Raw genomic sequence first — 26,464 nt, 5'->3', positions numbered from 1 at the left:
TCAAGCTCCTTACAAAGCGGGTTCTGGGCTGTGCAGCAGGCTGGCAAGCCCGTTCAGCAGCAGAGTGTTAAAGATGTCCGGCACGGTCACATTGCAGGCATGCCCGCCCTGGCGCATGACCGTTTTGCGGGCGTGCGGGAGAGCGGCGTGCAGTTCAGCGGAGCAGACGGACGGCACCAGCAGATCGTCGGTGGAACAGATAATCTGCACGGGGCAGCGAACGCGTGCAGCGTGGCGGCTGAAATCGGCCTGTTTCAGGGCATCCAGCCTGCGCAGCAGATTGGCTTTGCCCTGAAAATGGGCCAGCGCCAGCGCGTCCTCGGCCTCCAGCCGCGGGGCGCGGGCGGCCATCCAGTCTGCCGGGTAGAGGAACAACGGCTGTGCCTCTACCCACGCCTGCGCCCCGCCCGCATGCAGCAGACGTTCGCGAACGTCAAAACAGCGGCGGGTATGGGCATTGAGGGTCAGCCAGCCGTTGACGCAGACCAGCGCGGTGAGGGCGTCGGGCTTATCGATAGCCAGCCGCAGACCGACCAGCGCCCCCAGCGCGTGGCCGACCACGCAGTAACGGGCGATCCCGGCCCCGGCTAACGCCAGCGCAAGCTCGTCGGCCATGTGTGCGAGGGTGTAGTCTTCCGGCAGGGTATCCGGGTTGTTCCCCGTGCCCCGCTGGTCGTAGCACACCACCTGATACTCCTGCCCCAGCACGGCGAGCTGGGGCAGCCAGTAGCTGCCGCTGCCGCCGAGCCCGGCAATCAGTACCACCACGGGCGCGCCCGCAAAGGGGGGCGGTGAAATGGACAGTATCATGGCCGCCTCACTTCGCGATGTGCGCAACGGTGGCAATTTCAACCAGCGCTTCGGGCTTTACCAGCCCGCACTGGATGCAAAACCGCGCCGGTTTATCGCCGGGGAAAAACTCCGCGTAAATCTCGTTAATCGCGGCGTAGTTTTTCCAGTCGGTGATAAAGATGCTGTTGAAGGTCACGTCCTCCATCGTCCCACCCGCCGTTTCGATCACGGTTTTGATTGTCTCCAGCACGTGGCGGGTTTGCGCCTTTGGGTCATCGATAAACACCACGTTGTTGTCTTTATCAAACGGCAGCGTGCCCGAGACATACACCACGCCGTCGGCGAGAGTGCCGGGGGCAAACGGGGCAATCGGGGTGCTGGTGCCCGGCGGAATAATCACGGATTTCGGCATAGCGGTTCTCCTCAGGCGATGCGGGCGAGCGGCGGCGTCAGCGCGTCGCAGAAATCATTGACGTTACTGACCCAGCCAAAAAAGGTTTCGATATTGAACAGGGCGGCTTTCTGGGCAAAATCCGGCCCGGCCTGATGGGTGGCATCCTCCAGCACCACCCCAAAATACTCGAGGAAAAAGCCGTCGCGCAGGGTCGACTCCACGCACACGTTGGTGGCTATGCCCGTAAAGACCAGATGGCGAATGCCCCGGCTGCGCAGCATGCTGTCGAGCGGGGTATTGAAAAAGCCGCTGTAGCGCGGTTTCGGCAGCACGATATCGCCGGGTTCCGGTACCAGCTCATCCACCAGCTGATAATCCCAGCCGCCTTTCGCCAGCAGCGAGCCCTGGAGTTCGGGCCGTTGGCGCATGGTTTTCAGGGCGTTGGATTTGTGAAAGTTGGGGGAACCGGGACCGCCAGCCTCGACGTACTGCTCGTCCCAGCCGTTCTGGAACCAGACGATCAGCATGCCCGCAGCACGCGCGGCGCTCACGGCGGTTTTGATGTTCTCAATCACCGGCTGCGTGGTGGAGACGTCAAACCCGGCCAGATCCAGATACCCGCCTTTACTGGCATAGGCGTTTTGCATATCCACCACGATCAGCGCGCTGCGCTGCGCGTCAAAGGTAATGGCTTCCGGGCGAGCGTTGAGGGTCGTCATTACGCCACCTCCTTCGTCACGCCAGGGATGTGGGCGCGGCACTGCATCAGCGGCTGAATGCGCTCGCCGAAAGTTTCCACGCCGGTGAGAAAATCATCGAAGGTCAGCAGCACGCCTTCGGCGCCGGGCACGGCAGCCACTTCGTCGAGCATTCTGGCGACGCTGGCATACGAGCCAACCAGGGTGCCCATGTTGATATTGACGGCAGACGTCGGGTCGGCCATCTGGCGAACGTTGGTGTCCGCGCCGGAGCGGGTATCCTTCTGGCTCTGCTCGGTAAGCCAGCTCAGCGCTTCGTCATCCGCGCCGTCCTTGTATCGTTCCCATTTGGCGCGCGCGGCGTCGTCGGTTTCGTCGGCAATCACCATAAACAGCACGTAGGAACCCACGTCGCGCCCGGTTTTGTCGGCGGCCGCTTTCATGCGTGCCGCGGTGGGCGCGAAGGCGGCCGGGGTGTTAACGCCTTTGCCGAAGCAGAAGTTGAAGTCGGCGTATTTCGCCGAGAATTCCATTCCCGCATCGCTCTGTCCGGCGCATATCACCTTCATCGGCACTGACGGCTGCGGGCTGACGCGGCAGTCGTTCATGGTAAAGAAGTCGCCTTTGAAATCGCTTTTGCCGGTGCCCCATAGATCGCGCAGCACCTGCACATATTCAGTCAGGTAGTCGTAGCGACGGGAGAAGTAATCGTCCCCCGGCCAGATCCCCATCTGCTCGTACTCCGGCTTTTGCCAGCCGGTGACCAGGTTAACGCCAAAGCGCCCGCCGGAGATGGAGTCGATGGTGGAGGCCATCCGCGCCACGATTGCCGGGGGAAGGGTAAGGGTGGCGGCGGTGGCGTAAATCTGGATGCGCGAGGTTACCGCCGCCAGGCCCGCCATCAGGGTGAAAGACTCCAGGTTGTGGTCCCAGAATTCGGTCTTACCGCCGAAACCGCGCAGCTTGATCATCGAGAGCGCAAAGTCGAAGTGGTAGTGCTCCGCTTTCTGCACGATGGCTTTATTCAGCTCAAAGGTCGGCATGTATTGCGGGGCAGTGGTCGAGATAAGCCAGCCGTTGTTGCCGATCGGTACAAATACGCCAATTTTCATCACGAACCTCTCTTCATTACGTCGCAGGTGTCACGATGTTTTTGCAAAGGCAGTGCCAGTTTTGAAAATCGCTTTGTTATTAATGTGTTAAATGATGGTTGTTAAAATTAACAGCGAAAATGTGGACTGGATGGTCAAAATCATTGCACAGAAAACAGGCACTCATGCGCGCTGAGGGTGCAGAAGGTCGTGGCGAGACGGGGGTTTTGCTATGCTGAGCGCAGGACAGAAAATGGAGAGCGAAAATGACACAAGGCGCAGTGAAAACACCCGGTAAACGTTCGCAGGCGGTGAGCGCCAAGAAACAGGCGATCCTCAGCGCCGCGCTGGAGACATTTTCGCAGTTTGGTATTCACGGTACGCGCCTTGAGCAGGTGGCGGAGCAGGCCGGGGTGTCCAAGACCAATCTGCTCTACTACTACCCGTCGAAAGAGGCGCTGTATGTGGCGGTGATGCAGCAGATCCTGGATATCTGGCTCGCACCACTTAAAGCATTTCGCGAAAAGCTGGCCCCGCTGGTGGCGATAGAGGAGTACATACGCCTGAAGCTGGAGGTATCGCGTGATTACCCGCAGGCATCAAGGCTGTTCTGCCTGGAGATGTTGCAGGGCGCGCCGCTGTTGCAGGCGGAGCTGACCGGCGATTTAAAGCAGCTGGTGGACGATAAATCGGCCATTATTGCCGGATGGGTCGCCAGCGGAAAACTGGCGCCCGTCGATCCGCATCATCTGATCTTCATGATTTGGGCCTCAACCCAGCACTACGCTGACTTCGCGGCCCAGGTCGAGGCGGTGACCGGTAAAACGCTCCAGGACGAGGCGTTTTTCCAGAGCACCCTGGAAAACGTACAGCGGATGATTATCGAAGGGATCCGCGTGCGCTAGTTTCCCGGCGGAAGAGGACAGCTTAAGTCGCCCTCTTCACACTGCATCAGCGTGGCCAGAAACGCTTCGCGCTCCGCGGTTTTCTCCGCCAGACACTGGTTAACAATCATTGGCTGAACGCTCCCGCCTTCCGTACCCGAACCGATAAACGCACAGTCCGCGTCGCGCAGGCTAATCCACGCCTGCTGCGCCTTTTTCAGTAGATCGCGCTGAGGCGCTGCCGCACGTTTGATGGCGGCCTGATACGTCTCGTTGAGCTTTTTATCGGCGGCCTGGTACTGCTGCGCGCTACAGGTGTTCAGTTCAAGCTGGGTGGTCGCGTTATCGCACTCGTCGGCCAGCGTGCTGGCGCTCATGAGCAGGGCTGCACCTGCGAGAAATACTCTTTTCATCATCCCCTCCATGTAAAAAAGCCGGATACGCTGTGCTTATCCGGCCTGGGCTATTTTGTAGCCCCGGTAAGCGTAGCGTCACCGGGGAGAGTTTACACGATTAACCGATTGTCATCAGGCTGGCGTTACCGCCCGCCGCCGCGGTGTTAACGCTGAGCGAGCGCTCAACGTACAGACGCTCCAGCAGCAGGTTGGTTTCCCCGCGCGCAAAGCCCTGCACGGAAACGATGGCACCGCTGCGGGCCGCAACCTGCTCGCACAGTTCGCGCAGCTGGTCGGAATCACCGTGGTAGATCACCGCGTCAAACGGCTGGGTCAGCAGGGCATCGGCCTTCGCAAAGCGAATGCGGGCCGAGACCGCTTTTGGCAACTGTTTGGCGAGGTCTCGATGCAGGGCATCTTCCGGCCACAGCACCTCACAGCCCGTTGCCGTTGCGGCTGCCAGCTGCACCAGCGCATCCTCCTCGTTGTCCGCCACGCACAGCACACGCTCGCGCGGCATCAGCGTCCAGGTGTTGCGCTCACCGGTAGGACCCGGCAGCAGACGCTGTGTTCCCGCCTGCGCCAGCTCGCCGTACTGCTGTGCAATCGCATGCAGCTCGGGACGATTTTCAGCCCACTTAATCAGCGCGTCCAGCGGCTGGGTCAGCACGGCTTTCACCTGCGCATCCACCGGATATTCCGCGTCCTGACGCGCCAGCGTCACGCCCAGCGCATTTTCCGGACGGTTTGCCAGCAGGCGGTACAGATAGAGCGGACCGCCCGCTTTCGGGCCGGTGCCGGAGAGACCTTCACCGCCGAACGGCTGCACGCCCACGACCGCGCCAACCATGTTGCGGTTGACGTACAGGTTGCCGACTTTAGCATTGCCGGTCACCTGGGCAATGGTTTCGTCGATACGGGTATGCACGCCAAGCGTCAGGCCGTAACCCGAAGCGTTGATCTGATCGATCAGCTCGTTGAGGTTGTTACGGTTGTAGCGCACCACGTGCAGTACCGGACCGAAGACCTCTTTTTTCAGCTCGTCGAAGCTTGCCAGCTCAATCAGCGTTGGCGGCACGAAGGTGCCGGTCTGCCACTCGCGGGCATCTTCGCTGTTCTCGCGCACCGCCTGGAACACCGGACGGCCTTTGGCACGCATGGTCTGAATGTGATTTTCAATGTTGGCTTTGGCTTCCGCGTCGATCACCGGCCCGATGTCGGTGGTGAGACGGCCCGGGTTGCCCATGCGGCATTCCGCCATCGCACCGCGCAGCATCTTCAGCGTGTGGTCAGCCACGTCATCCTGTAAGCACAGTACGCGCAGGGCGGAACAGCGTTGGCCCGCGCTGTCGAAAGCAGAGGCCAGCACGTCAACGACGACCTGCTCGGTGAGCGCGGAGGAGTCCACGATCATGGCGTTCATGCCGCCGGTTTCAGCGATCAGCGGGGTAGGACGGCCCTGCGCATCCAGACGGGTGGCGATGTTGCGTTGTAGCAGGGAGGCCACTTCGGTAGAACCGGTAAACATCACGCCGCGCACGCGGTTATCGGAGGTCAGTTTGGCCCCGACCGTTTCACCGCGCCCTGGCAGCAGCTGCACCACGCCCGCCGGTACGCCCGCTTCCAGCAGAATGCTAATGCCCTGGGCGGCAATCAGCGGGGTCTGCTCTGCCGGTTTCGCCAGCACGCTGTTGCCTGCGGCCAGCGCCGCGGCAATCTGGCCGGTGAAGATCGCCAGCGGGAAGTTCCACGGGCTGATACACACCACCGGGCCGAGCGGACGGTGGGTTTCGTTGTCGAAATCATCGCGCACCTGACCGGCGTAGTAGTGCAGGAAGTCGACCGCCTCGCGCACTTCGGCGATGGCGTTGCTGAAGGTTTTACCCGCTTCACGCACCAGAATGCCGATAAGCTGCTGCATCTGATCTTCCATCAGCACCGCCGCGCGTTCCAGAATGGCGGCACGCTCCTGCGGCGGGGTGGCAAACCAGATTGGCGCGTTGTTCACCGCGCTCTCCAGGGCCTGCTCCACTTCCGCTTCCGTGGCTTCACGCACGTAGCCGACGATATCCTTCGGCTCTGCCGGGTTGATCACCGGCTGCATTTCACCGTCCTCAACGGACTGCTCAAGGATCGGCCTGGCCTGCCACTTCTGCAATGCGCTGTTAAGCAGGGCGGAAGAGAGCGACGCCAGACGGTGTTCGTTGGCGAGATCCAGACCCGCCGAGTTGACGCGGCCTGCACCATACAGCTCGCGCGGCAGGGCAATCTTCGGATGCGGCAGACCAATCTGGCCCTCCTGCGCCGCCATCTTCTCAACGGCCTGTACCGGATCGGCCACCAGTTCGTCCAGCGGCAGGGTGGTATCGGCGATGCGGTTAACGAAGGAGGTGTTCGCCCCGTTCTCCAGCAGACGACGCACCAGGTAGGCCAGCAGAGTTTCGTGGGTACCTACCGGGGCATAGATTCGGCACGGACGGTTTAGCTTGCCGTCGGCCACTTTACCGGTCACTTGCTCGTACAGCGGTTCACCCATGCCGTGCAGGCACTGGAACTCGTACTGGCCCGGATAGTAGTTCTGACCCGCGAGGCTGTAGATCGCCGCCAGGGTGTGGGCGTTGTGGGTGGCGAACTGAGGATAAATCAGGTTCGGCACGCCGAGCAGTTTTTTCGCGCAGGCGAGGTAAGAGACGTCGGTATAGACCTTGCGGGTATAGACCGGATAACCTTCCAGACCTTCCATCTGGGCGCGTTTGATTTCGCTGTCCCAGTAGGCGCCCTTCACCAGACGGATCATCAGGCGGCGACGGCTGCGGCTGGCCAGGTCAATCAGGTAGTCAATGACGAACGGACAGCGTTTCTGGTAAGCCTGGATAACGAAACCAATCCCGTTCCAGCCCGCCAGCTCCGGCTCGAAGCACAGTTTTTCCAGCAGGTCGAGGGAGATCTCCAGACGGTCCGCCTCTTCGGCGTCGATGTTGATGCCGATGTCATACTGGCGCGCCAGCAGGGTCAGGGACTTCAGGCGCGGGTAGAGTTCTTCCATCACCCGGTCGTACTGCGCACGGCTGTAGCGCGGGTGCAGGGCGGAAAGCTTGATAGAGATGCCCGGACCTTCATAAATACCGCGACCGTTGGACGCTTTACCGATGGCGTGGATCGCCTGCTGGTAAGAGACCATGTAGGCCTGCGCGTCGGCGGCGGTCAGCGCCGCTTCACCCAGCATGTCGTAGGAGTAGCGGAAGCCTTTGTCTTCCAGCTTGCGGGCGTTCGCCAGCGCTTCGGCAATGGTTTCCCCGGTGACGAACTGCTCGCCCATCAGGCGCATCGCCATGTCCACGCCCTTGCGGATCAGCGGCTCGCCGCTCTTGCCGATGATGCGGTTCAGAGAGCGCGACAGGTTGGCTTCGTTATGGGTGGAGACCAGCTTGCCGGTAAACAGCAGGCCCCAGGTGGCGGCGTTAACGAACAGGGACGGACTGCGGCCAATGTGGGAGTGCCAGTTGCCGTTACTGATTTTGTCGCGGATCAGGGCATCGCGGGTGGCTTTATCCGGAATACGCAGCAGCGCTTCCGCCAGACACATCAGCGCCACGCCTTCCTGCGAGGAGAGGGAGAACTCCTGCAACAGACCCTGCACCATACCGGCGCGTCCGCTGGCGGTTTTCTGGTTACGCAGCTTGTCGGTGAGCTGATACGCGAGGCTGTGCGCCTGAGCGGCAACGGCTTCCGGCAGGCGCGCCTGCTCCAGCAGCATCGGCACGGCGTCGGTTTCGGCACGGCGGTAGGCGCCGGTAATGGCGGCGCGGCTGACGGACTGCGGCAGGATCTGCTCGGCAAATTCCAGGAACGGCTGGTGGTTCTCTTCAACAGCCGTCGCGGCCTCTTCGCTTTCGTTCGCTGCACCCGCCAGCAGGGCAGGCAGCTCCGGCAGACCTTCTTCACTCTCCAGTCTTTCCAGATAGTTAAAAATCGCCTGCTTGATTAACCAGTGCGGTGTGCGGTCGATGCGGGTCGCAGCGGTTTTAATCCGTTCGCGGGTAGCGTCATCCAGCTTAACCCCCATGGTGGTCATCCCCATGCCAAAACTCCTGTTGTTCTGTAATAGCGTTCTGTTGATAGCGTGAAATATCCACCATGTTGCAACTTTGTGCAACCGTGTTAAATGTGACCTGGTCTGCAAGCTGGAAAATGAATGGATTGTTAACGATTAGTTAGCTGTGAAAAAGAACGTGCGGCGGTTTCTGAGCCCATTTTTTATGCGGTGCTTAACACTTTTTAAAGGTGCAACCCGTAAAAGCGTGAGCGAGTGCAACCTATAGGAAAGACGTATAAAACCAGGGATGAAATTCATGTAAATGCAGTGTTAAATCGTTTGTCAGTGGGATGCGTATACGGCAGGATAGCGCGCCCAACGGAAACACATACACACATCACTACGTTCCGGTGATGACATAACAAGGCAACCCGGACGGTTGTCGCTCGACATTTTGGAGAATTTGAATGGCTATTAGCACACCGATGCTGGTGACATTTCTCGTTTATATTTTTGGCATGATCCTGATAGGGTTTTTGGCATGGCGTTCCACTAAAAACTTTGACGACTACATCCTCGGCGGGCGCAGCTTAGGCCCGATGGTCACCGCACTCTCTGCGGGCGCTTCCGACATGAGCGGCTGGCTGCTGATGGGGCTGCCGGGCGCGATTTTCATCTCCGGTATCTCCGAAAGCTGGATCGCCATCGGCCTGACCGTCGGCGCGTGGATCAACTGGAAGCTGGTGGCAGGCCGTCTGCGCGTGCACACCGAAGCCAACAACAACGCCCTGACGCTGCCGGACTACTTCACCGGACGCTTTGAAGATAACAGCCGTATCCTGCGCATTATCTCCGCGGTGGTGATCCTGCTGTTCTTCACCATCTACTGTGCCTCCGGCATCGTGGCGGGCGCGCGCCTGTTCGAAAGCACCTTCGGCATGAGCTATGAAACCGCCCTGTGGGCCGGCGCCGCAGCAACCATCCTCTATACCTTCGTGGGCGGATTCCTGGCGGTAAGCTGGACCGATACCGTGCAGGCGAGCCTGATGATCTTCGCCCTGATCCTGACTCCGGTGATTGTCATTTTCACCGTCGGCGGCTTTGGCGAATCGCTGGAAGTGATCAAGCAGAAGAGCATCGAAAACGTCGATATGCTGAAAGGGCTGAACTTCGTCGCCATTGTCTCTCTGATGGGCTGGGGCCTGGGCTACTTCGGCCAGCCGCACATTCTGGCGCGCTTCATGGCGGCGGATTCTCACCATACCATCGTTCATGCGCGTCGTATCAGCATGACGTGGATGATCCTGTGTCTGGCGGGGGCGTGTGCGGTTGGCTTCTTCGGTATCGCGTACTTCAATAACAACCCGGCGCAGGCGGGCGCGGTGAACCAGAACGCCGAGCGCGTGTTCATCGAGCTGGCGCAGATCCTGTTCAACCCGTGGATTGCCGGTATTCTGCTCTCCGCGATCCTCGCGGCGGTGATGTCCACCCTGAGCTGCCAGTTGCTGGTGTGTTCCAGTGCCATCACCGAAGACCTCTACAAAGCGTTTCTGCGTAAGGGCGCGAGCCAGAAAGAGCTGGTGTGGGTAGGGCGCTTTATGGTGCTGCTGGTGGCGCTAATTGCAATTGCGCTGGCGGCAAACCCGGAAAACCGCGTGCTGGGGCTGGTGAGCTACGCCTGGGCGGGCTTTGGCGCCGCATTTGGTCCGGTGGTGCTGTTCTCTGTACTGTGGTCACGCATGACCCGCAACGGCGCGCTGGCGGGGATGATTATCGGTGCGGTAACCGTTATCGTCTGGAAACAGTTCGCGTGGCTGGGCCTGTACGAAATCATTCCGGGCTTCATCTTCGGCAGCCTCGGTATCGTGGTGTTTAGCCTGCTGGGTAAAGCGCCGTCTGCGTCTATGCAGAAACGCTTTGCGGAGGCGGACGCGCACTATCACTCAGCGCCGCCGTCTAAGCTCCAGGCTGAGTAATTTTCCCCTCACCCTAACCCTCTCCCCGGTGGGGAGAGGGGATAGTCCTTTCATCTATGTGAGTCTTCATCAATGAGAATTAAAACAGGGTTAATGGTGGCAGCATTCGTGATGCTGGCGGGCTGTAGCGCACCCGCACAGCACGCGGCGGTGGAAACCTGCAAAGCAGAAAATCAGATGCAGCAGACCACGCTTTATTTCGGCTTAAACCGTCCTGCCGGGGCGCAAATCACAGGCAACGAATGGCAGCAGTTTGTCGACCAGGACGTGACGCCACGCTTTCGCGATGGTTTAACGGTATTTGATGCGCGCGGTCAGTGGCTGGGGAATGATGGAAAAGTGGCGCGCGAGCCGAGCAAGGCATTGATGCTGATCCACGCTAAAGACGCGCAGAGTGAGAAGAATATCGAAGCGTTGCGCGGGATCTATAAGTCACGCTTCGCGCAGGAGTCGGTGATGCGGGTCGACCAGCCGGTGTGCGTGCAGTTTTAATGAAAACGGCGGGATAACCCGCCGTTGTTGTATCGTAGGCCCGTGCAAGCGAAGCGCCGCCGGGCACAAAACTTACAGCACCAACCCCGCAAAGCTCGCCGACAGCAGGCTTACCAGCGTTGCCCCGTATACAAGGCGTAAACCAAACCGCGACACCACGTTACCCTGTTGCTCATTCAGACCTTTTATTGCCCCCGCCACAATGCCAATGGAAGCGAAGTTAGCGAACGATACCAGGAACACGGACAAAATCCCCAGCCCGCGCGGTGACATTTGATGGGCTATTTTTTGCAGCTCGATCATCGCCACAAATTCATTCGCCACCAGTTTAGTTGCCATAATGCTCCCCGCGCTTAAGGCATCGCTCAGCGGAATACCAATAAGCCACGCCAGCGGATAAAACACATAACCCAGAATCTGCTGGAAGCTCATGCCAAATATGCCGGAGAAGAGGGCGTTAATGGCGCTAATAAGGGCGATAAAGCCAATCAGCATCGCCAGAATAATCATCGCCACCTTAAAACCGGCCAGAATATACTCGCCCAGCATTTCAAAGAAGCTCTGGGATTCGTGCAGTTTTTCCAGCCTGATATCCGGCTCCGCTTCCGGGCGGGCCGGGTTAATGACCGAAAGAATAATAAAGGTGCTGAACATGTTCAGGATCAGCGCCGCGACGACAAACCTGGCGTCGAGCATAGTCATATAGGCCCCGACAATCGACAGCGAAACCGTCGACATGGCCGTGGCAGCCATCGTAAACAGACGACGCGAGGAGAGATCGCCCAGCACGCCTTTGTAGGCAATGAAGTTTTCAGACTGACCGAGGATCAGCGAACTCACCGCGTTAAAGGATTCCAGCTTGCCCATGCCGTTCAGTTTTGACAGCAGCGTCCCGATCACCCGAATAAAGATCGGCAGAATACGCCAGTGCTGAAGAATACCAATCAGCGCCGAGATAAAAATAATGGGGCAGAGCACGCCAAGGAAAATGAACGCCAGCCCTTTTTCACCCATCCCGCCAAAGACAAAATTCGTCCCTTCGGCAGCGAATTTAAGCAGCGACTCAAAGAAACCGGAAACGTATTTAATAATAAACAGGCCGCTTTCTGCGTGGAGGAAAAAGAACGCCAGCGCGATTTCGATCACGATCAGCTGTAAAACGAAACGAATACGAATTTTTCGGCGGTCGAAACTCACCAGCCAGGCGAGCGCAAGAATAATCACCAGCGCCAGCAGGAAATGGACAATTTTAAACATGGCTTATTTTCAGTTGGTTTTCGAGGCGGACATTTAGCCACAGCCCCGGTTAACCGTAAATGGGCATTTTCGTTATACCTTATAAACGTAACGGTTACTCAGGCAATTATTACTCCGCAATGCGTTTACATCTGGTCATCAAAACTCAACACATTTCGCTTGTTTTTCTTGTTGCCGTAATGATAATCACTATCACAAGAATTTACTTTTCTTTGCATCAGTTGACCGCGATAAACATTTAAGGTGTCGGCATGTTTGTTCCTTTTCTCATTATGTTACGTGAAGGCCTTGAAGCGGCCCTGATTGTTAGCCTTATCGCCAGTTATCTGAAGCGTACCCAGCGCGGACGCTGGATTGGCGTCATGTGGGTTGGGGTTTTCCTTGCTGCGGCGCTCTGCCTGGGCCTCGGTATCCTCATCAACGAAACCACCGGGGAGTTCCCGCAGAAAGAGCAGGAGCTGTTTGAAGGGATCGTCGCCGTGATTGCGGTGGTGATCCTCACCTGGATGGTGTTCTGGATGCGCAAGGTCTCCCGTAACGTGAAGGTACAGCTTGAGCAGGCGGTGGATAACGCCCTGCAAAAAGGCAACCACCACGGCTGGGCGCTGATCATGATGGTCTTTTTCGCCGTGGCGCGTGAAGGCCTGGAGTCTGTGTTCTTCCTGCTCGCGGCTTTTCAGCAGGACGTGGGCATCTGGCCGCCGCTGGGCGCGGTGCTCGGGCTGGCCACGGCGGTTGTGCTTGGCTTCCTGCTCTACTGGGGCGGCATTCGTCTTAACCTGGGCGCGTTCTTCAAGTGGACCAGCCTGTTTATTCTGCTGGTGGCCGCAGGGCTGGCGGCAGGGGCGATCCGCGCCTTCCACGAAGCGGGTCTGTGGAACCACTTCCAGGACGTGGCGTTCGATCTCAGCAACGTCCTGTCGACCCATTCACTGACCGGTACCCTGCTCGAAGGGATCTTCGGCTACCAGGAAACGCCGAGCGTCAGCGAAGTGGCGATGTACTTTATCTATCTGGTTCCGGCGCTGATCCTGTTCGCTATGCCGCCGCGTACCGGCTCGCAGGCGTCGCGCGTAGCGCCGTAAGTGCTGTTTTAGTTACAACATACTTTTAAAGGGAAGAGTCATGGCCATTCAGTTCCGTCGTAGTGCGTTATGCGCAGGCATTGCCGCGCTGTTCGTGTCTGCCTTCACCGCTCAGGCGGCAGATATTCCGCAGGTAAAAGTCACCGTCAACGATAAACAGTGCGAGCCGATGACCATCACGGTTAACAGCGGTAAAACGCAGTTTATTATTCAGAACCACAGCCAGAAGGCGCTGGAGTGGGAAATCCTGAAAGGCGTGATGGTGGTGGAAGAGCGCGAGAATATCGCGCCGGGCTTCAGCCAGAAGATGACCGCAAATCTTCAGCCCGGGGAATATGACATGACCTGCGGCCTGCTGACTAACCCGAAAGGTAAGCTGATCGTCAAAGGCGCAGCGACGGCGGACGCGGCCAAAGGCACGGCGCTGCTGAGCCTCGGCGACGCCATTACCGCCTATAAAGCCTATGTCACCAAAGAGACAGCGGACCTGGTGGCAGGCACCAAAGCCTTTACCGACGCGGTGAAAGCGGGCGACATCGAAAAAGCGAAATCCCTGTATGCGCCTACCCGTCAGCACTACGAGCGCATTGAGCCGATTGCCGAACTATTCTCTGACCTTGATGGCAGCATTGACGCCCGTGAAGACGACTACGAGCAGAAGGCCGCCGATCCGAAATTCACCGGCTTCCACCGTCTGGAAAAAGCCCTGTTTGGCGATAACTCCACCAGTGGGATGGAGAAATACGCCGAGCAGCTCAACAGCGACGTGCTGGAGCTGCAAAAACGCATCAGCGAGCTGGCATTCCCACCGTCGAAAGTGGTGGGTGGCGCAGCGGGCCTGATTGAAGAAGTGGCCGCCAGCAAAATCAGCGGTGAAGAAGATCGTTACAGCCACACCGACCTGTGGGACTTCCAGGCGAACGTCGACGGCGCACAGAAAATTGTCGAGCTGCTGCGGCCTCAGCTGCAAAAAGAGAACGGCGAGCTGCTGGCGAAAGTGGATGCCAACTTTAAGAAAGTTGACGCTATCCTGGCGAAATACCGCACCAAAGACGGGTTCGAAACCTACGACAAGCTGACCGATGCTGACCGTAACGCGCTGAAAGGCCCGATAACCACCCTGGCGGAAGATCTCTCCCTGCTGCGTGGCGTACTGGGTCTGGATTAAGCGATGAACAAGCATGACGAGTACGACGTGGCGGAACCTTCCCGACGTCGGTTGTTAAAAGGGGTAGGGGCGCTGGGCGGCGCGTTTGCCCTGGCGGGCGGCTGTCCGGTGGCGCATGCGGCAAAACCGCAAAGCGCCCCCGGCACGCTCTCCCCGGATGCGCGTATGGAAACGCAGCCGTTTTATGGTGAGCACCAGGCGGGGATCCTGACGCCGCAGCAGGCCTCGATGATGCTGGTGGCTTTCGATTCGCTGGCGAGTGATAAAGCCGACCTTGAGCGTCTGTTCAGGCTGTTGACCACGCGTATTGCCTTCCTCACCGCCGGCGGTCCCGCACCGGAAACACCGAATCCGCGCCTGCCGCCGATGGATTCCGGCATCCTCGGCGCGTTTATCGCTCCCGATAATCTGACCATCACCGTGTCGGTGGGGGAATCGCTGTTTGATGATCGCTACGGACTGGCGAAGCAGAAGCCGAAAGCGCTGCAAAAAATGACGCGATTCCCGAATGATTCTCTTGACGCGGCGCTGTGCCACGGCGATCTGCTGTTGCAGATCTGCGCTAATACCCAGGATACGGTGATCCATGCCCTGCGCGATATTATCAAGCACACCCCGGATCTGCTGAGCGTGCGCTGGAAGCGGGAAGGTTTTATCTCTGACCACGCCGCGCGCAGTAAAGGGAAAGAGACGCCGGTCAACCTGCTGGGCTTCAAAGACGGCACCGCCAACCCGGACAGCAGCAATACCGCGTTGATGAAGAACGTGGTATGGGTGACGGCGGATCAGGGCGAACCGGCCTGGGCGGTCGGAGGCACCTATCAGGCGGTGCGTATCATTCGGTTCCACGTGGAGTTCTGGGATCGCACGCCGCTGAAAGAGCAGCAAACTATCTTCGGTCGCGATAAGCAAACCGGCGCACCGCTCGGCATGAAGCACGAGCACGATGAACCCAACTACGCCCGCGATCCGAACGGGGACGTCATCGCGCTGGACAGCCATATTCGCCTCGCCAATCCTCGCACCAAAGAGACGCAATCCAGCCTGATGATGCGCAGGGGCTACAGCTACTCGCTGGGGGTGACCAACTCCGGTCAGCTTGATACGGGACTGCTGTTTGTCTGCTATCAGCACGATCTGGAGAAGGGATTCCTCACCGTGCAGAAGCGGCTCAACGGCGAAGCGCTGGAGGAATATATTAAGCCCATCGGCGGCGGCTATTTCTTTGCCCTGCCCGGCGCGCGTGACGCGAACGCCTGGCTCGCTCAGGGTCTGATAGAAGCCTGATAATCGTCCCTGCGACAGTTCGCGGGGACATTATTTTTTCGAAGGACTATCTTATTGTTATATTTCTGTAATATTTCTATATAAGACTGATTTTCCATGTAGGGACAGTCCTAAAGTTGCATTCAGGTAAAATAAATGTTGCATTTATGATAATTCCTGATGTACTTAAGAGAAGACAGCGGTAGTTCCCGGCAGTGATGCTAACTCACTATGGAGATCGCGAATGGTTGCGTCCTGTACTGGACAAGGTAAACACATCAACCGCAGTACCCGGCGCGGAGGCTCAGACTCCGGCAGCGATTTCTTCACCACCAAATTCTCTCCTTCACCTCAAGAACCTTTTTCTACCGACGTGCATAACGGTGCGCGTAGCCGTTGTATATCGTCATCCGGTAATGCAAGCAATGGCTTACAAGGAAGCCAACCCTCTGATGTTCGTGCGCATAATCGTGCCGATGCTGGCGCGTGTGATGAATACCAACAACTCAAGGTGCTATCCATGGGAAGACAGAAAGCAGTGATCAAAGCTCGTCGTGAAGCAAAACGTGTGCTGAGACGGGATTCACGTAGCCATAAGCAGCGTGAAGAAGAATCGGTCACCTCGCTTGTGCAGATGAGCGGCGTAGAATCCATTGGCATGGCGCGGGACAGCCGCGATGCATCGCCAATTGTGGCGCGGAATGAAGCTCAGGCGCACTACCTGAATGCTATCGAGAGTAAACAGCTCATCTTTGCAACCGGGGAAGCCGGATGCGGGAAAACCTGGATCAGCGCCGCCAAAGCGGCGGAGGCGCTGATTCATAAGGACGTGGAAAGGATCATCGTTACCCGTCCGGTACTGCAAGCGGATGAAGATCTGGGCTTCCTGCCCGGCGATATTTCCGAGAAGTTTGCCCCGTACTTCAGGCCCGTCTATGACGTGCTGGTGAAGCGGTTGGGCGCTTCCTTTATGCAGTACTGCCTGCGACCAGAGATTGGCAAGGTGGAAATCGCGCCGTTCGCCTATATGCGCGGACGTACATTTGAAAATGCGGTCGTCATTCTTGACGAGGCTCAGAACGTGACCGCTGCGCAAATGAAGATGTTTTTAACGCGCCTCGGGGAGAACGTGACGGTTATCGTCAACGGCGATATTACCCAGTGTGACCTGCCGTCGGGCGTGAAGTCCGGCCTGAGCGATGCCATGTCACGTTTTGATGAAGATGAGATGATAGGGGTGGTCCGCTTCACAAAAGAGGACTGCGTCCGCTCAGCGCTGTGCCAACGAACGCTGGAAGTGTACTCCGACTAAGATCATTTCACATTTTAAGTCATTTCTTCCCGGCGTTATGCCGGGAAGCTTCCTTTATTCCCTCTGCACGTTTAAATCATATTTATTTCCTATAGCATTCAACGGGATTTACGCCCCGTTTTGCGGTAATAATAATATTACTGTTAATTTGCTGCGAACGCTTTTTATACAGGTCACGGAAGTGTGATATGTATTTATAATACCCACAAAATATCTATGAATATAATGATCATGCTAATTATTGGTTTAAAATTAAACGTGAATGTTGTCACAGAACATGACTAAGCAGTAAAAATTAAGTTGGTGTCTTTTGGGTAATTATCTATGTTTCGTACTTGTTCAGACAAAATTCTAAAAAGAAACTCGCCAGGGGATCGTTTCCTCTGGAACATCACGCTAAGGGTCATACATGAACGAACTGGTTAGTGCAATTAATGGTGTTATCTGGAGCCCGGCGTTAATATTTTTATGTCTGGGTGTCGGCCTCTATTTCTCGCTGCGTAGTCGCTTTCTGCAATTACGGCATATAAAACTTATGATTACCCTGATGTTTCAGGGGCGTCCTACCGAGGCAGGCGTGTCGTCGTTTCAGGCGCTGACGATGACCCTGGCGGGCCGCGTGGGGACAGGGAATATTGCCGGTGTAGCGACCGCCATTACCTTTGGTGGACCCGGTGCGCTTTTCTGGATGTGGATCGTGGCATTTTTGGGGGCAAGCTCTGCTTTTGTCGAATCCACGTTAGGTCAGGTTTATAAAGAGAAAATTAACGGCGAATATCGTGGTGGTCCTGCCTTTTATATTGAGAAAGGGTTAGGCGTGAAGTGGTACGCATGGTTATTTGCCATCGTAACGATTTTCTCCTGCGGATTATTACTGCCAGGTGTGCAGGCAAACTCTATTGGTGCGAGCCTGGATATTGCCTTTGGTCTGAGCCCAAATGTCACGGCGGCGTTACTTGCTGTGCTGTTGAGTTTTATTATTTTTGGTGGCGTAAAAAGGATTGCCAGCTTTAGCAGCATGGTGGTTCCGTTTATGGCGCTCGGCTATATTATTGTGGCGTGCGTGATTATCGCTATCAATATTGATCAGCTTCCTTCAGTTATATTGCTGATCTGGAAAAGTGCTTTTGGCCTTGAAGCTGGGTTTGGCGCTATTCTGGGCCAGGCCATCATGTGGGGCGTGAAGCGTGGCGTCTATTCCAACGAGGCGGCGCAGGGTACCGGGCCACATGCCTCCTCGGCGGCGGCCGTAAGCCATCCGGTGAAACAGGGGCTGGTTCAGGCGTTCTCCGTGTACATCGACACGCTGTTTGTCTGCTCCGCGACCGGGTTTATGCTGTTGATCACCGGGCTGTATAACGTGCAGGGCGTCGACGGCGCAGCGCTCTATACCGGAATAGCGGGCGTGGCCGCAGGACCGGGATATGTCCAGACGGCAATGGAAAGTATGATGCCGGGCTTCGGTAATTACTTTGTTGCCATCGCGCTGTTCTTCTTTGCCTTCACCACGATCATTGCTTACTACTACATCGCTGAAACGAATATCGCCTACATCAACCGTAAGATTCATCGCCCGTGGCTGACGTTCCTGCTCAAGCTGTGTCTGATGGCTTCGACGGTATATGGCACGGTACGCACCGCGGATCTGGCCTGGGGATTAGGGGATATTGGCGTAGGGCTGATGGCATGGCTCAACATTATTGCCATCGTTCTGTTGCATAAAAAAGCGTTTGCCAGCCTGAAGGATTATGAAATCCAGAATGCACAGGGGTTGGATCCACACTTTGACCCGGTTCGGCTGGGGATTAAAAATGCGGATTACTGGCTGGAGGAGCGTAAGGATGAAGCGGGTGCTCAGCCTGAGCAGGTTTCATCTCCTGAAGGAAAGGAGTCGGTAGGGAAGTTGAATAGCTGAGGAATGGTTGAGACAGGCCCGTGCTTTTGTACGGGCTTTCTTTTTTTGTAGGTGAGGCAGCTCCTGTCGCACCGGGGGGATTGACTCGCTTCGCTCTCAGTCTGTCCAACTGGCTGCGCCAGTTGTCGAACCCCGGTCGGGGGTTCTCATCCCCCCCAAAGGCGTGCGACATGCGAAAAAAAAGCCCGCATTTTCATGCGAGCTCTTCTTCAAATATGGCGGTGAGGGGGGGATTCGAACCCCCGATACGTTGCCGTATACACACTTTCCAGGCGTGCTCCTTCAGCCACTCGGACACCTCACCATATTGTTTTGCTGCCTGACCGCTTGGGGGGCAACGGGGCGCTACTATAGGGAGTTGCGCTAAAACGGTCAAGCAGATTTTCAGCATTCGTGCTTGTTCGGTTAAGCCTTAATCAGCTTATGTCGCAGCGCGCAGGATTAACGCTGCGAATCGAGCACTTCGCTATTTTTCACCACGTCCTGCGCTTTGCTGTAGCTTTCGATCAGCAGCTGGTAGGCCGGGAAGATGTGTGTGTACACCTCAGCCCATTCACCCGCATCTTCACGGTTCCACGTGCGCTGAATTTCGGAAGCAACAGCAGCCGTGTCCATCGGCACCACGCCTGCCTGCACTACGCGCGCCAGGGTGATCTCCTGCGCCATTTTGCTGTAGGTGCCGGAGGCATCAATCACCGCAAACACTTTATATCCGTCCGCCACCGCGCTGATGGACGGGAAGGCCATGCAGACGCTGGTGATCGTCCCCGCGATAATCAGCGTTTTGCGCCCGGTGGCTTTCACCGCCGCCACGAACTCCGGGTTATCCCAGGCGTTGATCTCACCCTTGCGTGCCACATACTGTGCGTGCGGCGCGTTGGCGTGGATCTCCGGGATAAGCGGGCCGTTCGGTCCCTGTGGAACCGACGCCGTGGTGATCACCGGGATCTTCGCCAGCGAGGCGATTTTTGCCAGCGCTGCTGCACGGGCGCGCAGCTCAGGCATTGGCATGTCTCCAACGGTCTGGAACAGCCCGCTCTGGTGATCGATAAGCAGCATAACGGCATCGTTTACGTCAATAACGGGACGTGCGCCGTTGAAGTTTGCAGGGGTAGACATAATGCGCTCCTTATTACGTTTAGATTTGGCCAAAGCGGCCGGAGTTGAAATCGCGAATAGCCTCGGCAATTTCGGTTTTACTGTTCATCACAAACGGGCCATAGCCCACGATGGGTTCATTCAGCGGCTCCCCGGCCATCAGCAGCACTTTGGCATCGCTGCTGGCTTCGAGATGCAGTTTGTCACCGCTCTGACTCAGCACGACCAGTTGCGCCTCACCGGCAGGCGTGGTGCCGTTCACCGTCACGCTGCCTTCAACGACAACCAGCGCCGTGCTCCAGCCGTCGGGCTGATTGAGCGTCAGGTGGCTACCCTGGCGGAGCGCGAGATCCCACACGTTCAGCGGTGAGAAGGTATGCGCCGGGCCGGTTACCTCTCCAAAACGGCCAGCAATCACGCGCAATGTTCCGCTGTTATCCGGCAGGGTGACCACCGGGATATCCGACTGAGTGATGCTCTGGTAGCCAGGCGTCGCCATTTTGTCTTTGGCGGGCAGGTTGACCCACAGCTGCATCATTTTCAGTTCACCGCCTTTCTGCGAAAACGCGCTGGAGTGGAACTCCTCGTGCAAAATGCCTGCGCCTGCCGTCATCCACTGCACGTCGCCTGGGCCAATAACGCCGCCTCTGCCGGTGGAATCACGGTGCTCCACTTCGCCTGAGTAGACGATGGTCACCGTTTCAAAACCGCGATGAGGGTGCTCGCCCACGCCGCGTTTCGCGCCGTCCGCCGGGAAGGTATGCGGTCCGGCGTAGTCCAGCAGCAGGAACGGGCTCAGGGGCTCGCCGTGCGTCTGGTAAGAAAACATCGAACGAACCGGAAAACCGTCACCGACCCAGTGCGGCCGAGGTGCGGTATACACGCCTGTTACGTTTTTCATGATTAACTCCTGATGTCCTGTTGATGGAATTAGCTTATATTCAGGGTTAATATCCCGGTAGATAGCAAAAATGACATTCACTGTTCCTTAAATGGAACAATGGAGGCGTATGCAGGATCTCAATGATTTCGTATGGTTTGTGAAGGTGGTGGAGCATGGTGGCTTTGCGGCGGCGGGTCGGGCGCTCGATCAGCCTAAGTCGAAACTGAGCCGTCGGATTGCGCAGCTGGAAGAACGCCTGGGCGTTCGGTTGATCCAACGTACCACGCGGCAGTTTGCGGTGACGGAGGTGGGGCAGACGTTCTATCAGCACTGTAAAGCCATGCTGGTGGAAGCTGAAGCTGCGGAGGAGGCGGTGGCTGCTTTACAGGCTGAGCCGCGCGGTATGGTCCGGATCACCTGTCCTGTCACCTTGCTGCACGTTCACGTGGGGCCCATGCTGGCGCGGTTTATGGCGCGCTATCCAGGGATCAACCTCCAGCTCGAAGCCACCAATCGCCGGGTCGATCTGGTGGCGGAGGGGGTGGATGTGGCGATCCGCGTTCGTCCGCGCCCGTTTGATGACAGCGATCTGGTATTAAGGGTGCTGGCGGACAGGGGGCACTGTCTGGTTGCCGGGCCGGCACTGATTGAACGGATGGGCAACCCGGCGATGCCCTCTGAACTCAGCGAGTGGCCGGGGTTAAGTATGGGGGCGGGCAAGCACCTGCATAAGTGGGAATTGAGCGGGCCGGAGGGCGCAAAGGCAGAAATTCACTTCACGCCGCGCCTGGTGACTACCGACATGCTGGCGCTGCGGGAGGCGGCGATGGCGGGCGTGGGCGTGGTACAGCTGCCCATTTTGATGGTGAAGGATCAGCTGGCTTCAGGTGAACTTGTTCGGGTGCTGAATGCCTGGGAACCCAGACGGGAAGTGATCCACGCGGTGTATCCATCCCGGCGCGGCCTGCTGCCATCGGTCAGGACGCTGGTGGATTTTCTCACCGAAGAGTATGCAAAGATGGTTGAAGACTAGCTTTTTGTAGGTCGGGTAAGCGTAGCGCCACCCGACATAAAGAACGCAGGGAGCGAATCTCCTTACGGAGAATATAAAAGAAAAAAGCCCGTACTTTCGTACGAGCTCTTGTCTTGAATATGGCGGTGAGGGGGGGATTCGAACCCCCGATACGTTGCCGTATACACACTTTCCAGGCGTGCTCCTTCAGCCACTCGGACACCTCACCATATTGTCATCCCGTTGTTGTCGGGACGGGCGCTAATGTAAGGAAAAGCCGTACTGCCGTCAACCCACTTTTTCAGTAATTTAGCGTGTTTAGACAAACTTCAGGCAACCTGATTCCGAAATGTGCGAAATGCGCCTCTTTTATCAGCAACGCGGTTTAGCGATAAATTTGTTATGCTGGCAAGCCAGTTGAAAATGAAAATAAAACAGCGCAATAAAAGGCAATGACTATGGATATTATCTTCTATCACCCCACTTTTGATACGGCTTACTGGATTAACGCGCTTACGGCGGCACTGCCTGGCGCACGCGTTCGCGAATGGAAACAGGGCGATAAGGAACATGCTGACTACGCGCTGGTCTGGCATCCCCCGGTCGAAATGCTTCAGGGACGACGTTTGAAGGCGGTGTTTGCTCTTGGTGCGGGTGTGGATTCCATTCTCAGTAAGCTGAAGGCACACCCTGAAATGCTGCCGGAGGATATTCCCCTGTTTCGTCTGGAAGATACCGGTATGGGGCAGCAGATGCAGGAATATGCCGTGAGCCAGGTGCTGCACTGGTTCCGACGTTTCGACGATTATCAGGCGTTTAAACAGCAATCCCACTGGGAACCGCTTCCTGATTATCAGCATGAAGATTTCACCATCGGCATCCTCGGCGCGGGTGTACTGGGTTCGAAAGTCGCCGAAGCGCTCGCGCCGTGGGGCTTCCCACTGCGCTGCTGGAGCCGGAGCCGTAAGGATTATCCAGGCGTCGAGAGCTTTGCCGGAACGGACGAACTCCCGGCGTTCCTGAAAGGGACTCGCGTCCTCATTAACCTGCTGCCGAATACGGCGGAAACGGTCGGCATTATCAATGGCACGCTCCTCAACCAGTTGGCAGAAGACAGCTACTTAATGAACCTGGCGCGCGGGGTACACGTTGTGGAAGACGATCTGCTGAAAGCGCTGGATAGCGGTAAACTGAAAGGCGCAATGCTGGATGTCTATAGCCGCGAACCGCTGCCGACAGACAGCCCGCTCTGGGCACATCCGCGCGTGGCGATGACGCCTCATATTGCGGCCGTGACGCGACCGGCGGAGGCCGTGGCGTACATCTCGCATACCATCAGCGAAATAGAGAAGGGCAACGCGGTGACCGGACAGGTCGACAGACAGCGAGGCTACTGAGAGAAACCCGGCGTTCGCCGGGTTTTTGCTAATATTCGCCGCTGATAACTGCTATCCTTTGGAAAAACCGCAGAGGAGAGAAAGATGTATCCCGTTGACCTGCATATGCACACCGTCGCCAGTACCCACGCTTACAGTAACCTCCATGATTATATCGCTCAGGCGAAGCTGAAAGGCATTAAACTGTTTGCGATAACCGATCACGGTCCGGATATGGCGGATGCGCCGCACTACTGGCATTTTGTGAATATGCGTATCTGGCCACGCCTGGTGGACGGTATCGGGATACTGCGCGGCATCGAAGCGAACATCAAAAATACCGACGGTGAAATTGACTGCACCGGCCCGATGCTGACCTCGTTAGATCTGATCCTCGCCGGCTTCCACGAGCCGGTCTTTGCGCCCCAGGATAAAGAGACCAACACCGCAGCGATGATTGCCACTATTGCCAGCGGCAACGTGCACATTATTAGCCACCCGGGAAATCCGAAATACCCGATTGATATTCAGGCCGTGGCGCAGGCGGCAGCGAAGCACCGCGTGGCGCTGGAGATTAACAACTCCTCCTTTGTTCACTCGCGTAAGGGCAGTGAAGCCAACTGCCGCGAAGTGGCGGCGGCCGTGCGTGACGCGGGCGGCATGGTGGCGCTGGGCTCTGATTCACACACGGCCTTCACGCTGGGTGATTTCAGCGAGTGCCTGAAAATATTGCGGGACGTGAATTTCCCGGAAGAACAGATCCTGAACGTCACGCCGCGTCGTATGCTCGACTTCCTTGAGTCGCGCGGCATGGCGCCGATTGATGAATTTGCCGATCTTTAATTAATAACGGAATAAAAACATGAATGAGTTTTCCATCCTTTGCCGCGTGCTGGGCACCTTATATTACCGCCAGCCACAGGATCCGCTGCTGGTTCCGCTGTTTACCCTGATTCGTGAAGGTAAACTGGCGCAGAGCTGGCCGCTGGAACAGGATGAATTGCTGGAACGTTTGCAAAAAAGCTGCGATATGCAGCAGATTTCAACGGATTACAACGCGCTGTTTGTGGGGGAAGAGTGTCGCGTGTCGCCGTATCGTTCTGCCTGGCAGGAAGGTGCGACCGAAGCGGAAGTTCGGGCGTTTCTTTCAGAACGCGGCATGCCGCTGACGGATATGCCTGCCGATCATATCGGTACCCTGCTGCTGGCGGCCTCATGGATTGAAGATAATGCAGGTGATGATGAGAACGAGGCGATTGAAACCCTGTTCGAAACGTATTTGCTTCCGTGGGTTGGCACCTTCCTGGGTAAAGTTGAAGCCCACGCCACCTCGCCGTTCTGGAGAACGCTGGCTCCGCTGACGCGTGACGCCATCGCTGCCATGTGGGACGAGCTGGAAGAAGAGAACGAAGAGTGATTTGAATCACAAAAATCCTGCAACGATACATTTCAACTTGCACGTAATGTGCTTCTGATCTCATTTCTAAGGTGCGCATCTGCTAAGATGCGCACCATGAACATATTACTTTGTATTGCAATCACGACTGGCATTCTCTCCGGCCTCTGGGGTTGGGTGGCGGTATCTCTCGGCTTGTTGAGCTGGGCTGGTTTTCTTGGCTGCACGGCCTATTTCGCCTGCCCGCAGGGTGGTCTCAAAGGGCTCTTTATTTCAGGCTGCACGTTACTGAGTGGCGTGGTCTGGGCGCTGGTCATTATGAAAGGCAGCGCGCTGGCGCCGCATGTGGAAATCCTGGGGTACGCCATGACCGGCATTGTGGCCTTCCTGATGTGCGTTCAGGCAAAACATCTGCTGTTGTCCTTTGTGCCCGGCACGTTCATGGGGGCCTGCGCGACCTTTGCGGGGCAGGGGGACTGGAAGCTGGTGGTCCCTTCGCTCATGCTGGGATTACTGTTTGGCTACGCCATGAAGAACAGCGGCCTCTGGCTTGCGGCCCGACGCGAGAAGAGCCAGAGCGTTCCTGCGGTAAGTAAATAAAAAAAGGCGAGACGGAAATCTCGCCTTTTTTATGCGCCGCCGATTATGACTCCGGCGGCACCGACATCTCACGGTATTTCACCAGCACCGCATTACTCACGTCACTTTTATTCTGAAGATCCCACAAGCCGCGATCGATACCGTCATTAATCAGGAAAATCACGCCGGTTTCGATGGCTGACATCAGACACAACATGACCGGCTCGTTAGAGGTATAGCCAATTTCACCCTCCAGCAGACGCTGGTAATCGATAAAGCGGAATACCCCGGCCTGCACTTCATAAGAGAGAATCGTTTTGCTGGTGGTCACGGAGGATAATATCTCACCCGTGCTCACGTTAACCACGCGCAGGTTGACGGCAATCTGATCCAGCTGATACTGCGTGTCGGCCCCGATGCCAAAGTAACGCGCACCCGCACCGCCCGATTTCACGTTACTTTCGTAGCCGATAATCGAGCCTTCCACCATGATATTGGCTGCGGTGAGAGACTGTAGCGGCATGCGGTTATTGACGCCAACGGTACCATTCTCCTGCGCGGCACGAATGATTTTTCGTTCGTTAAGCAGGTTTTGCAGCCCCTGACGTTCCAGCGGGATAAACCAGCGAGAATCTTTCAGGGCGGTGACCAGCATCGCGGTGGCGCTCTGCGGTACGGCCGTCGAGAAGTTACTGGCCGGATACGGTTTGAACTGGCCCGTCTCATCCTGAATGTTATAGACCGAGACGAATATCTTCCCGGTAGGGACCGGCAGATGCGTCAGATCCCGGTAGCTCTGGGCACGAGGCATTAGGGTGGGTTTAGCGGCTTCTTTTGGCGGGGCAGTTAAACAACCGCTTAATAAGCACACTGCAACTAAAATAAAAAAGCGCTGCATAATAATTGTCCTTATTTTGGGGTTGTTTAGAAATCAGTTGAACTGGTCTGCAAACCGGAAACCTGGATTGTCGACGTTTTACCGGTTTTTCGGTCTGTCACATTTAACTGAAGCTGTCCGTCTTTATTGGCAATATCGACGATAAAGTCGTTAGTGACCATCCGGCCGGGTTTTCCGGTATTAATGTTGGTTAATAAGCCACCTAATATTTGCGACTGGATGGCCTGAGTGAAATTATCCAGGGCCGACGGGGTCTCGATACCGAAATCATCGTCATAGCTGGGGTCTTTATAGGAGTTTTGAGCCTGAGCCTGGTTAAGCATAAAGGCTCCGTTATTCGGGTTGCCGCCAAAATTAGGGTTGCGGAACTGGAATGTCATATTTCCGGCCCAGCTCAACGGCGCAATGAGCATTAACGAAATCACTGTGTGTGCGAGACGCATTACTGCCTCCGAAATAGG

The 26,464-nt window shown here is 56.8% G+C and carries 24 protein-coding genes and 2 tRNA genes; 13 read left to right on the top strand and 13 right to left on the bottom strand.

The window, feature by feature from the left end:
* Positions 1 to 9 precede the first annotated feature (9 nt).
* Genes rutD through rutA form a run of 4 tightly spaced genes read right to left on the bottom strand, consistent with a single transcriptional unit; the run spans position 10 to position 2,996 of the window.
* Entirely contained in the window at positions 10 to 810 is an 801-nt protein-coding gene (gene rutD / locus IMQ56_RS19500) for a pyrimidine utilization protein D (protein WP_047733562.1), read from the bottom strand.
* A gap of 7 nt (positions 811 to 817) precedes the next feature.
* Entirely contained in the window at positions 818 to 1,204 is a 387-nt protein-coding gene (rutC, locus tag IMQ56_RS19495; RefSeq protein WP_040117477.1) for a pyrimidine utilization protein C, read from the bottom strand.
* Between the two features lie 11 nt (positions 1,205 to 1,215).
* On the bottom strand, positions 1,216 to 1,905 hold the full coding sequence (rutB, locus tag IMQ56_RS19490; RefSeq protein WP_149500546.1) for a pyrimidine utilization protein B: 690 nt from the start codon (positions 1,903 to 1,905) through the stop codon (positions 1,216 to 1,218).
* The gene (gene rutA, locus IMQ56_RS19485; protein WP_196063667.1) at positions 1,905 to 2,996 is read right to left on the bottom strand and encodes a pyrimidine utilization protein A; all 1,092 of its coding nucleotides are present in this window, start codon (positions 2,994 to 2,996) and stop codon (positions 1,905 to 1,907) included. Before rutA ends, rutB begins: the two co-directional genes overlap by 1 nt.
* Before the next feature lie 245 nt (positions 2,997 to 3,241).
* Here rutA and rutR point away from each other — a divergent pair, with 245 nt between their 5' ends.
* Positions 3,242 to 3,880: an HTH-type transcriptional regulator RutR gene (gene rutR, locus IMQ56_RS19480; RefSeq protein WP_196063666.1), complete on the top strand. Its 639-nt coding sequence runs from the start codon at positions 3,242 to 3,244 to the stop codon at positions 3,878 to 3,880.
* Here rutR and IMQ56_RS19475 read toward each other — a convergent pair.
* A complete protein-coding gene (locus IMQ56_RS19475; protein ID WP_048220188.1) occupies positions 3,877 to 4,272 on the bottom strand; it encodes a lysozyme inhibitor LprI family protein in 396 nt (131 codons plus the stop codon). The two genes, rutR and IMQ56_RS19475, sit on opposite strands and share 4 nt — an antisense overlap.
* A gap of 100 nt (positions 4,273 to 4,372) precedes the next feature.
* Positions 4,373 to 8,335: a trifunctional transcriptional regulator/proline dehydrogenase/L-glutamate gamma-semialdehyde dehydrogenase gene (putA, locus tag IMQ56_RS19470; protein ID WP_196063665.1), complete on the bottom strand. Its 3,963-nt coding sequence runs from the start codon at positions 8,333 to 8,335 to the stop codon at positions 4,373 to 4,375.
* A gap of 422 nt (positions 8,336 to 8,757) precedes the next feature.
* Between putA and putP the strand changes: the two genes are divergently transcribed.
* Together putP and IMQ56_RS19460 are read left to right on the top strand one after the other, a co-directional pair.
* Positions 8,758 to 10,266, top strand: a complete 1,509-nt coding sequence (gene putP / locus IMQ56_RS19465; RefSeq protein WP_049132751.1) for a sodium/proline symporter PutP — start codon at positions 8,758 to 8,760, stop codon at positions 10,264 to 10,266.
* A gap of 72 nt (positions 10,267 to 10,338) precedes the next feature.
* Positions 10,339 to 10,758 carry a DUF3574 domain-containing protein gene (locus IMQ56_RS19460; protein ID WP_033487255.1) on the top strand — a complete coding sequence of 140 codons (420 nt, stop codon included), beginning with the start codon at positions 10,339 to 10,341 and terminating at the stop codon, positions 10,756 to 10,758.
* 72 nt (positions 10,759 to 10,830) lie between these two features.
* Here the strand turns inward: IMQ56_RS19460 and IMQ56_RS19455 are convergent, their stop codons facing one another.
* The gene (locus IMQ56_RS19455; RefSeq protein WP_017384766.1) at positions 10,831 to 12,015 is read right to left on the bottom strand and encodes a nucleoside transporter C-terminal domain-containing protein; all 1,185 of its coding nucleotides are present in this window, start codon (positions 12,013 to 12,015) and stop codon (positions 10,831 to 10,833) included.
* Positions 12,016 to 12,266: 251 nt separating this feature from the next.
* Here IMQ56_RS19455 and efeU point away from each other — a divergent pair, with 251 nt between their 5' ends.
* The 5 genes from efeU to IMQ56_RS19430 all read left to right on the top strand — a co-directional run bounded on the left by efeU (position 12,267) and on the right by IMQ56_RS19430 (position 18,761).
* Positions 12,267 to 13,100: an iron uptake transporter permease EfeU gene (efeU, locus tag IMQ56_RS19450; RefSeq protein WP_023296293.1), complete on the top strand. Its 834-nt coding sequence runs from the start codon at positions 12,267 to 12,269 to the stop codon at positions 13,098 to 13,100.
* Between the two features lie 40 nt (positions 13,101 to 13,140).
* A complete protein-coding gene (efeO, locus tag IMQ56_RS19445) occupies positions 13,141 to 14,268 on the top strand; it encodes an iron uptake system protein EfeO (protein WP_039271135.1) in 1,128 nt (375 codons plus the stop codon).
* A 3-nt stretch (positions 14,269 to 14,271) separates the two neighbouring features.
* A complete protein-coding gene (efeB, locus tag IMQ56_RS19440; RefSeq protein ID WP_196063664.1) occupies positions 14,272 to 15,555 on the top strand; it encodes an iron uptake transporter deferrochelatase/peroxidase subunit in 1,284 nt (427 codons plus the stop codon).
* 499 nt (positions 15,556 to 16,054) lie between these two features.
* Positions 16,055 to 16,846, top strand: a complete 792-nt coding sequence (gene phoH, locus IMQ56_RS19435; RefSeq protein ID WP_032670149.1) for a phosphate starvation-inducible protein PhoH — start codon at positions 16,055 to 16,057, stop codon at positions 16,844 to 16,846.
* Positions 16,847 to 17,255: 409 nt separating this feature from the next.
* A complete protein-coding gene (locus IMQ56_RS19430; protein WP_045338039.1) occupies positions 17,256 to 18,761 on the top strand; it encodes an alanine/glycine:cation symporter family protein in 1,506 nt (501 codons plus the stop codon).
* A gap of 216 nt (positions 18,762 to 18,977) precedes the next feature.
* Here the strand turns inward: IMQ56_RS19430 and IMQ56_RS19425 are convergent.
* The 3 genes from IMQ56_RS19425 to IMQ56_RS19415 form a co-directional block, all read right to left on the bottom strand.
* Positions 18,978 to 19,065, bottom strand: a tRNA-Ser gene (locus tag IMQ56_RS19425).
* Between the two features lie 137 nt (positions 19,066 to 19,202).
* Positions 19,203 to 19,880, bottom strand: a complete 678-nt coding sequence (locus IMQ56_RS19420) for an isochorismatase family protein (protein ID WP_003858068.1) — start codon at positions 19,878 to 19,880, stop codon at positions 19,203 to 19,205.
* 19 nt (positions 19,881 to 19,899) lie between these two features.
* Positions 19,900 to 20,760 carry a pirin family protein gene (locus IMQ56_RS19415; protein WP_058686328.1) on the bottom strand — a complete coding sequence of 287 codons (861 nt, stop codon included), beginning with the start codon at positions 20,758 to 20,760 and terminating at the stop codon, positions 19,900 to 19,902.
* Positions 20,761 to 20,869: 109 nt separating this feature from the next.
* Here IMQ56_RS19415 and IMQ56_RS19410 point away from each other — a divergent pair, with 109 nt between their 5' ends.
* A complete protein-coding gene (locus IMQ56_RS19410) occupies positions 20,870 to 21,775 on the top strand; it encodes a LysR family transcriptional regulator (protein ID WP_017384759.1) in 906 nt (301 codons plus the stop codon).
* A gap of 120 nt (positions 21,776 to 21,895) precedes the next feature.
* On the opposite strand, the gene IMQ56_RS19405 is transcribed toward IMQ56_RS19410, so the two are convergent.
* Positions 21,896 to 21,983: transfer RNA gene (locus IMQ56_RS19405), tRNA-Ser, on the bottom strand.
* Positions 21,984 to 22,212: 229 nt separating this feature from the next.
* On the opposite strand from IMQ56_RS19405, the gene ghrA reads away from it, so the two are divergent.
* The 4 genes from ghrA (at position 22,213) to IMQ56_RS19385 (ending at position 25,126) form a co-directional block, all read left to right on the top strand.
* On the top strand, positions 22,213 to 23,151 hold the full coding sequence (gene ghrA / locus IMQ56_RS19400) for a glyoxylate/hydroxypyruvate reductase GhrA (protein WP_045338817.1): 939 nt from the start codon (positions 22,213 to 22,215) through the stop codon (positions 23,149 to 23,151).
* A gap of 84 nt (positions 23,152 to 23,235) precedes the next feature.
* On the top strand, positions 23,236 to 23,973 hold the full coding sequence (locus IMQ56_RS19395) for a phosphatase (RefSeq protein WP_003858061.1): 738 nt from the start codon (positions 23,236 to 23,238) through the stop codon (positions 23,971 to 23,973).
* A gap of 19 nt (positions 23,974 to 23,992) precedes the next feature.
* Positions 23,993 to 24,547: a molecular chaperone gene (locus tag IMQ56_RS19390; protein ID WP_003858059.1), complete on the top strand. Its 555-nt coding sequence runs from the start codon at positions 23,993 to 23,995 to the stop codon at positions 24,545 to 24,547.
* 96 nt (positions 24,548 to 24,643) lie between these two features.
* Complete coding sequence (locus IMQ56_RS19385; protein ID WP_072201885.1) at positions 24,644 to 25,126, top strand: DUF1097 domain-containing protein; 483 nt, start codon at positions 24,644 to 24,646, stop codon at positions 25,124 to 25,126.
* Between the two features lie 43 nt (positions 25,127 to 25,169).
* On the opposite strand, the gene csgG is transcribed toward IMQ56_RS19385, so the two are convergent.
* Both csgG and csgF read right to left on the bottom strand, forming a co-directional pair.
* A complete protein-coding gene (gene csgG, locus IMQ56_RS19380) occupies positions 25,170 to 26,003 on the bottom strand; it encodes a curli production assembly/transport protein CsgG (RefSeq protein ID WP_003858055.1) in 834 nt (277 codons plus the stop codon).
* A gap of 26 nt (positions 26,004 to 26,029) precedes the next feature.
* On the bottom strand, positions 26,030 to 26,446 hold the full coding sequence (csgF, locus tag IMQ56_RS19375; RefSeq protein ID WP_003858054.1) for a curli production assembly/transport protein CsgF: 417 nt from the start codon (positions 26,444 to 26,446) through the stop codon (positions 26,030 to 26,032).
* Positions 26,447 to 26,464 lie beyond the last annotated feature (18 nt).

Origin of the sequence: Enterobacter sp. Res13-Sevr-PEC09-46 (genome assembly GCF_015672585.1) — a bacterium.
GTDB classification, from domain to species: Bacteria; Pseudomonadota; Gammaproteobacteria; order Enterobacterales; family Enterobacteriaceae; genus Enterobacter; species Enterobacter hormaechei_C.
The sequence above is the reverse complement of the archived record's forward strand: the minus strand, read 5'-3'. Positions and strand labels throughout refer to the sequence as shown.